The 7,119-nt window shown below is 62.4% G+C and carries 7 protein-coding genes and 1 pseudogene; 7 read left to right on the forward strand and 1 reads right to left on the reverse strand.

All coding sequences use genetic code 11. The features are described from left to right. The 7 genes and pseudogenes from sucA to EN749_RS39645 all read left to right on the forward strand — a co-directional run. Positions 1 to 498: pseudogene (sucA, locus tag EN749_RS26905) on the forward strand (2-oxoglutarate dehydrogenase E1 component); the annotation flags it as partial. A gap of 48 nt (positions 499 to 546) precedes the next feature. Then, complete coding sequence (odhB, locus tag EN749_RS26910) at positions 547 to 1,827, forward strand: 2-oxoglutarate dehydrogenase complex dihydrolipoyllysine-residue succinyltransferase (RefSeq protein ID WP_127808700.1); 1,281 nt, start codon at positions 547 to 549, stop codon at positions 1,825 to 1,827. Positions 1,828 to 1,837: 10 nt separating this feature from the next. Then, positions 1,838 to 2,419 carry a hypothetical protein gene (locus EN749_RS26915; protein WP_127382344.1) on the forward strand — a complete coding sequence of 194 codons (582 nt, stop codon included), beginning with the start codon at positions 1,838 to 1,840 and terminating at the stop codon, positions 2,417 to 2,419. Positions 2,420 to 2,484: 65 nt separating this feature from the next. Next, a complete protein-coding gene (locus tag EN749_RS26920; protein WP_245491508.1) occupies positions 2,485 to 2,937 on the forward strand; it encodes a hypothetical protein in 453 nt (150 codons plus the stop codon). Continuing rightward, positions 2,934 to 3,689, forward strand: a complete 756-nt coding sequence (locus EN749_RS26925; protein WP_128364311.1) for an SDR family oxidoreductase — start codon at positions 2,934 to 2,936, stop codon at positions 3,687 to 3,689. The genes EN749_RS26920 and EN749_RS26925 overlap by 4 nt, the downstream gene beginning before the upstream one ends. Before the next feature lie 55 nt (positions 3,690 to 3,744). Further along, positions 3,745 to 5,175, forward strand: coding sequence for a dihydrolipoyl dehydrogenase (lpdA, locus tag EN749_RS26930; protein WP_128364312.1), 1,431 nt, complete (start codon positions 3,745 to 3,747; stop codon positions 5,173 to 5,175). 426 nt (positions 5,176 to 5,601) lie between these two features. Further along, positions 5,602 to 6,333, forward strand: coding sequence for a DUF2867 domain-containing protein (locus EN749_RS39645; RefSeq protein ID WP_348629382.1), 732 nt, complete (start codon positions 5,602 to 5,604; stop codon positions 6,331 to 6,333). Between the two features lie 11 nt (positions 6,334 to 6,344). Here the strand turns inward: EN749_RS39645 and EN749_RS26945 are convergent. Continuing rightward, positions 6,345 to 7,119: TraB/GumN family protein (locus tag EN749_RS26945; protein WP_128364313.1), on the reverse strand; the 775-nt coding region annotated here is incomplete at its 5' end.

The following is a 7,119-nucleotide window of genomic DNA, read 5'->3' on the forward strand; positions in this document are numbered from 1 at the left end:
CTGCTGCGCCATAAGCGGGCGGTGTCGACGCTGCCGGAAATTTCGGGCGAAAGCTCGTTCCACCGATTGCTGTGGGACGATGCGCAGCTGCTTTCCGGCCAGGCGATCAAGCTCACCAAGGATTCGAAGATCCGCCGCGTCGTGCTGTGTTCGGGCAAGGTCTATTACGACCTCTATGAGGAGCGCGAGAAGCGCGGCATCAACGACATCTATCTGTTGCGCGTCGAACAGCTCTATCCGTTCCCGGCCAAGGCGCTGATCACCGAACTGTCGCGGTTCCGCAATGCCGAGATGGTGTGGTGCCAGGAGGAGCCCAAGAACATGGGCGCCTGGTCGTTCATCGACCCCTATCTGGAATGGGTGCTGGCGCATATCGACGCCAAGCATCAGCGGGTGCGCTACACCGGCCGTCCGGCCGCCGCCTCGCCGGCGACCGGACTGATGTCGAAGCATCTCGCGCAGCTCGCCGCCTTGCTCGAAGACGCGCTTGGTGAATAGAGAAAATCTGGGCGAATAACAGAACCCGAAAGAAAACGGACAGGCACAATGGCTACCGAAATCCGCGTTCCCACTCTCGGCGAATCCGTCACCGAAGCGACCATCGGCAAATGGTTCAAGAAGGTCGGCGACGCGATCGTCGCCGACGAGCCGCTGGTCGAGCTCGAGACCGACAAGGTGACGGTGGAGGTGCCTGCCGCCGCCGCTGGAACCTTAAGCGAAATCACCGCCAAGGAAGGCGAGACGGTCGGTGTCGGTGCGCTGCTCGGTTCGATTTCGGCAGGTGGCGCTGCCGCCGCACCAGCGACCAAGCCGCAGGCGGTGTCGCAGGCCTCGTCGCCGGATGCGGCATCGACCGGCAAGCAGGCCGCGGCCGAGACCGCCAAGATCGCCGGCGATGCCGGCCCGGTCGAGCCGCGCACCATGCCACCGGCACCGGCCGCGGCGAAACTGATCGCCGAAAGCAATCTCTCGGTCGACCAGATCTCCGGTTCGGGAAAGCGTGGCCAGGTGCTGAAAGGCGACGTGCTCGACGCCATCTCCAAGGGTGCGCCGTCGCAGCCGGCGGAGACGCCGAAGGCGGCACCTGCACCGGTTGCCGTGCGCGCGCCGTCCTCGGGCGACGATGCGTCGCGCGAGGAGCGCGTGCGCATGACCAAGCTGCGCCAGACCATCGCGCGCCGCCTCAAGGAAGCGCAGTCGACCGCAGCCATGCTGACCACCTTCAACGAGGTCGACATGTCTGCGGTGATGGCGCTGCGCACCAAATACAAGGACGTGTTCGAAAAGAAGCACGGCGTGAAGCTCGGCTTCATGGGCTTCTTCACCAAGGCCGTCACCCACGCGCTGAAAGAAATCCCCTCGGTCAATGCCGAGATCGACGGCACCGACATCATCTTCAAGAACTATGCCCATATCGGCGTCGCCGTCGGCACCGAAAAGGGCCTGGTCGTGCCGGTCGTGCGCAATGCCGACCAGATGTCGATCGCCGAGATCGAAAAGGACATCGGCCGCTTGGGCATAGCCGCGCGCGACGGCAAGCTGTCGGTCGCCGACATGCAAGGCGGGACGTTTACGATTTCCAACGGCGGCGTTTACGGGTCGCTGATGTCGACGCCGATCCTCAATGCGCCGCAGTCGGGCATTCTGGGCATGCACAAGATCCAGGAGCGGCCTGTCGTGGTCGGCGGCCAGATCGTGATCCGGCCGATGATGTACCTGGCACTCAGCTACGATCACCGCATCGTCGACGGCAAGGAAGCGGTGACCTTCCTGGTCCGCGTCAAGGAAAGCCTGGAGAATCCGGAACGGCTGGTGCTTGATCTCTAAGGCTGACGCGGTGGCTGAATCTGTCGAGCCAATCGATCTGTTCGAGCTTGTTACGACAGGCCGGGCGGGTCCGATTGAACTCGGAAAAAGCAGCCGTGAAACGGTGCGAGGCTTGATCGATCCGGAGGATGTGCGGGCGGACAATCATTATCGCCACGAGGACGCGGAGTCAGCGTGGTGCATCTATGGTAGAAATTGCGAGTTCTTCTTCAGTCCCGATTTTCATCTGAGGTCGATTAGCGTCGAGCCTGTCTTCGGAAGATTGCAATCGGGTGGAACGATGGCGACTTGGTACGGCCATCTGGACGTCGATTTGGGCCGGCATCCTGTGATTTTTGCAGGCACAAAGCCCATAGCCATACATACCTTGCCCAAGGCATTGCAGTTCCTGAACAAGAGCGAATTCAAGTGGGCAATCAGCGGCGGTCGTGAGCGCGACGTTTATATTGAGCTGGCGGAGAGTTCTCGCATCTTGACCCTCAAATACGAGGTTAATGCGGTTCCGGTCGACAGGAATGAAAACGTTGCGTTCGAGGTAGATTATTTTCTTTCGACGGTCTTCATCCTCGATCAAGCTGTTCAAGGCGGATAGCAGTGACGATCCGTTCTTTCTTGTCCGAAAGCCTGTCTACCGCATCGATAGCGGTCGGTGCGGCGATGATCCCGGCGGCAGCTTATGCCGCCTGCCCGATCGAGCTAGCCGTCTATGGAGACGCCCAGGGCGGCAGCGAGATCGATTTCACGCCGACCGGGACCTCGGCGACCGTCACCAACAGCTTCCGCATGATCCTCGACAACAGTGTGGTGCTCAACGGCATCGTCATGTGGAACGAGGGCGTGTCGCGGCCAAACGGCGCGCTGATGTACAAATGCCCCGAGGGCGACGTCACCGGCGAGGAGCTTGCCGCCTGCACGCCCTGGCATGGCGTCATCTACACGGCGGATGACAAGGGCAACATCGGGCTGCTGCCGGCCGAAGGTGTCGAGGCGCCGAAGATGCTGATCCTGCCGGACCTCGGGCCGTCGCTGCGCCATTCCAGCGCCTATGGCGGCAGCGGGTTTTCGAAAGTGCCGTGGGATGTGTTTGCCTTGAAGGGATGCCAGGAATGAGCGGGACGCAAAAGGTGCTGCTGGTCACCGGCGGCAGTCGCGGCATAGGCGCTGCGATCTGCCGGCTCGGGTCGAAGGCCGGCTACCGGATCGCGGTCAACTACGCTTCGAATCAGGACGCCGCCAATGCTTTGGTCGCCGAGATCGAGGCTGCCGGCGGCGAAGCTTTCGCGGTCAAGGGCGATATCGGCAAGGAGTCCGATATCGTGGCCATGTTCGAGGCCGTCGACCACGCCTATGGACGGCTTGATGCCTTCGTCAACAATGCCGGCATCGTCGACGTCAAGGCGCGCGTCGACGAGATGGATGTTTCGCGGCTGGAGCGCATGATGCGCGTCAATGTCGTCGGCTCGTTCCTCTGCGCCCGTGAGGCGGTCAAGCGCATGTCGACCCGCCATGGCGGGTCGGGCGGGTCCATCGTCAACATCTCGTCGGCGGCAGCGACATTGGGCTCGCCGGGCGAGTACGTCGATTATGCCGCCTCCAAGGGCGCCATCGACACCTTCACCATCGGGCTCGCCCGCGAGGTGGCGCTGGAAGGCATTCGCGTCAATGCGGTGCGCCCTGGCATCATCGACACGGACATCCACGCTTCCGGCGGGCAGCCGGACAGGGTGGAGCGGTTCCGCGACCTGCTGCCGATGAAAAGAGCCGGTACAGTGGATGAAGTCGCGGGCGCGGTTCTCTATCTTCTCTCCGACGCCGCGTCCTATACGACAGGCGCGATCCTGAATGTAAGCGGCGGCCGCTGAGCGCTCTCAAGCAGATCGAGCATGATGTTATCCAAAAACCGCGTCACACGGCATCATGCTCAAACAGAAGGACAGTATCATGGCTTATGACGTCGTTATCATCGGGTCGGGACCGGGCGGCTATGTCTGCGCCATCAAGGCGGCGCAGCTCGGGCTCAGGGTGGCGGTGGTCGAGAAGAACGCGACTTTCGGCGGTACCTGCCTCAACATCGGCTGCATCCCTTCCAAGGCGCTGCTCCATGCCTCCGAGATGTTCGCCGAGGCCGGTCACTCCTTCGACACGCTCGGCGTCGAGATATCGGCGCCGAAATTGAACCTGAAGAAGATGATGGCGCACAAGGATGCGACGGTGTCGTCGAACGTCAACGGCGTCGCCTTCCTGTTCAAGAAGAACAAGATCGACAGCTTTCGCGGCACTGGCAAGGTGGTCGCGGCCGGCAAGGTGTCGGTGACGGCTGAGGACGGCAAGGTCGAGGAGATCGAGACCAGGAACATCGTCATCGCCACCGGCTCGGATGTCGCCGGCATTCCCGGCGTCAAGGTCGATATCGACGAGAAGGTGATAGTGTCGTCGACTGGCGCATTGTCGCTTGATAAGGTTCCCGGCCATCTGGTGGTGGTCGGCGGCGGTGTCATCGGGCTCGAGCTCGGCTCGGTGTGGGCACGGCTCGGCGCCAAGGTCACCGTGGTCGAGTTCCTCGACACCATCCTCGGCGGCATGGACGGCGAGGTTTCCAAGCAGTTCCAGCGCTTGCTTTCAAAGCAGGGTTTCGAGTTCAAGCTCGGCGCCAAGGTCACCGGTGTCGCCAAGGCCAAGAAGGGTGCGACCGTCACCTTCGAGCCGGTCAAGGGCGGCGCCGCCGAGACGATCGAGGCCGATGCCGTGCTGATCGCCACCGGCCGCCGCGCGTATGCCGACAGTCTCGGGCTCGGGGAAGCCGGCGTCGAGGTCGACGAGCGCGGCCGGGTCAAGACCGATGCCCATCTCAAGACCAATGTCCCGGGCATCTATGCCATCGGCGATGTCATCGCCGGGCCGATGCTGGCGCACAAGGCCGAGGACGAGGGCGTGGCGGTGGCCGAAACCATTGCCGGCCAGGCCGGCCACGTGAACTATGACGTCATTCCGAGCGTCGTCTACACCAGCCCGGAAATCGCCTCGGTCGGCATGACCGAGGAAGAGCTGAAGAAGGCCGGCATCGACTACAAGGTCGGAAAATTCCCGTTCAGCGCCAATGGCCGGGCGCGCGCCATGCTGCACACCGACGGTTTTGTGAAGATCCTCGCCGACAAGACGAGCGACCGCGTGCTCGGCGTGCATATTGTCGGCTTCGGCGCAGGCGAGATGATCCACGAGGCGGCGGTGCTGATGGAATTCGGCGGCTCGTCTGAGGATCTCGCCCGCACCTGCCACGCCCATCCGACGATGTCGGAAGCGGTGAAGGAGGCGGCGCTGGCGACGTTCTTCAAGCCAATCCACATCTAAAGCGACAACGCTTCGTTATCCTCGGGTCAAGCCTGAGGATGACGAACGTAGCGATATCGCCAAACAAAACGGCCCGCTTTTCAGCGGGCCGTTCGTATTTGATATCGAGCCGGTCAGTTGGCCGGAGCTGGAGCCGGCGCTGGCGCTGGAGCCGGCGCAGGTGCCGGTTCTGCAGGTGCCGGAGCCGGAGCCGGAGCTGCAGGCGCCGGGGCTGGGGCCGGTTCTGCAGGTGCCGGAGCAGGTGCAGGTTCGGCTGGCTTCATCGGTTCCGCCGGTGCGGGCGCGGGGGCCGGTGTGCTGGCCGCCGGCGGCTCGGCTGGTGCCGGGTGCTCACCACTCCTTCCGAAAACATAATACGCGACAACCGCCAGAATAACGACGACCAGCGCAATCAGCCAGCCACTACCGCCGCCACCGCTCTGCTTGATGGTGGTGTTGGTGGTGTTGGGATTGAACGGGTCGTTTGGATTCGGTGCGTTCGCCATAAAAGTGTCCTCCGTGGATGAAAAATATCAATCAACACCATATAACGCGCAATCATTGAACTGGTTTCACGCTAGGGTTGGAAAACGCCAAAAACAAGGACAATCCCGCCGTTCCGGAGCCGGAATGGCGTTGTTTCGCCACGCAACGCGCCAAGTTGGTGCCTACTATGGGTTTTTCCGGAGGATTTTTGTCGTGACGAATCCCATAGCAGAGTTTGTCCCGAATCACTGCGATGTTCTCGCCGGAGCCCAGTTCGCCGACCGCTTTGTGCTGATCACCCAGGGTCTTTCTTTAACGGCACTCGGCGCGGCGGAACGCGCCCTGGGGCGAATGCCGCCCTGGGTCGGCAGGCTCATGGCGCTGCGCAACCTTGCCGTCAAGCCGTTCCGGCTGAAGACGGGCCTGGAAACTACAGTGTTGCCGTCAGGCCGGATCGGGATATTTCCGCTCATCAGCCAGTTTCCCGGCAAGGTTGTGCTTGGCCTCGACGACCGGCATCTCGATTTCCGTGTCCTGGTCGAAGTCAGGGATCTCGGCACGGGCCGGCAAGAGGTGGCCGCGACGACGATCGTCAAGACGCACAATTGGCTCGGGCGCGCCTATCTTGCGATCATCATGCCGTTTCACCGGATCATCGTTCCGGCGATGCTGGCCCAGATCCTGGCGAAGTAAACTGAAGTAGCTTAAAGTCCAACAGGCGTGACGGTGTAACCGGCCTTGCGGAAGTCCTCGACGAGGCCTTCGGGGCCGGGAAGGTGGAGGGCGCCGACCGCCATGAAGACGTTGCCCCTGGCAAGGATCGGTTCGGCATGCTCGACCATCACCTTGTTGCGGCTGGTGATCATGGTTTCCTCGAACGCCGCATAGCCCGCGGGGTCGTCCGTGCCTTCCGGCATGGCCACGCGAAACAGCGGCCAGAACATTCCGGTGTCGCCGCGCTGGTAGAGCACGATCATGGTTTCGTTGATGTCGTTGATCTTATCGCCGAGCTTCAGCGTGTCGACGAGGCCCTTCATGTGAAACGCCAGCGGCAGCGAGGCCATGGCGCGCAACTGGCTTTCAGCAGTCTCCAATCCTTCCACCGGCTTGCCGGAAGCCTTTGCACCTTCCGCCAGCCTGACATCGAGCACCGGGGCGCCGCCTGACTGACGGGCGAGTTCGCAGGCCGGCAGTGCCATCATGGCCGAGAGCATCCACGGCTTCATCTTGGCAACCGTTGCCGGAGGAATGCCGCGGGCGTCGAGCGCGGCGTTCATGGCCGCCGCATCGTCGGGCGACAGCAGCGACGCCAGCGTCGTCGAATCAGTGAACATCATCAGGTCCGGCTCCTTGAGCATCGCGACCATCATCTTCTGCTTGTCGAGCACGTCAGTGGTTTCGATGACGATGGTGCCGGCGGCGTCATAGGCTTTCTGCGCGTCGGGAGGCAGCGTGGTGACGCGCGGGTCGGTCATATGC

The organism is Mesorhizobium sp. M7A.F.Ca.ET.027.02.1.1 (genome assembly GCF_004022985.1).
Taxonomy (GTDB): Bacteria; Pseudomonadota; Alphaproteobacteria; order Rhizobiales; family Rhizobiaceae; genus Mesorhizobium.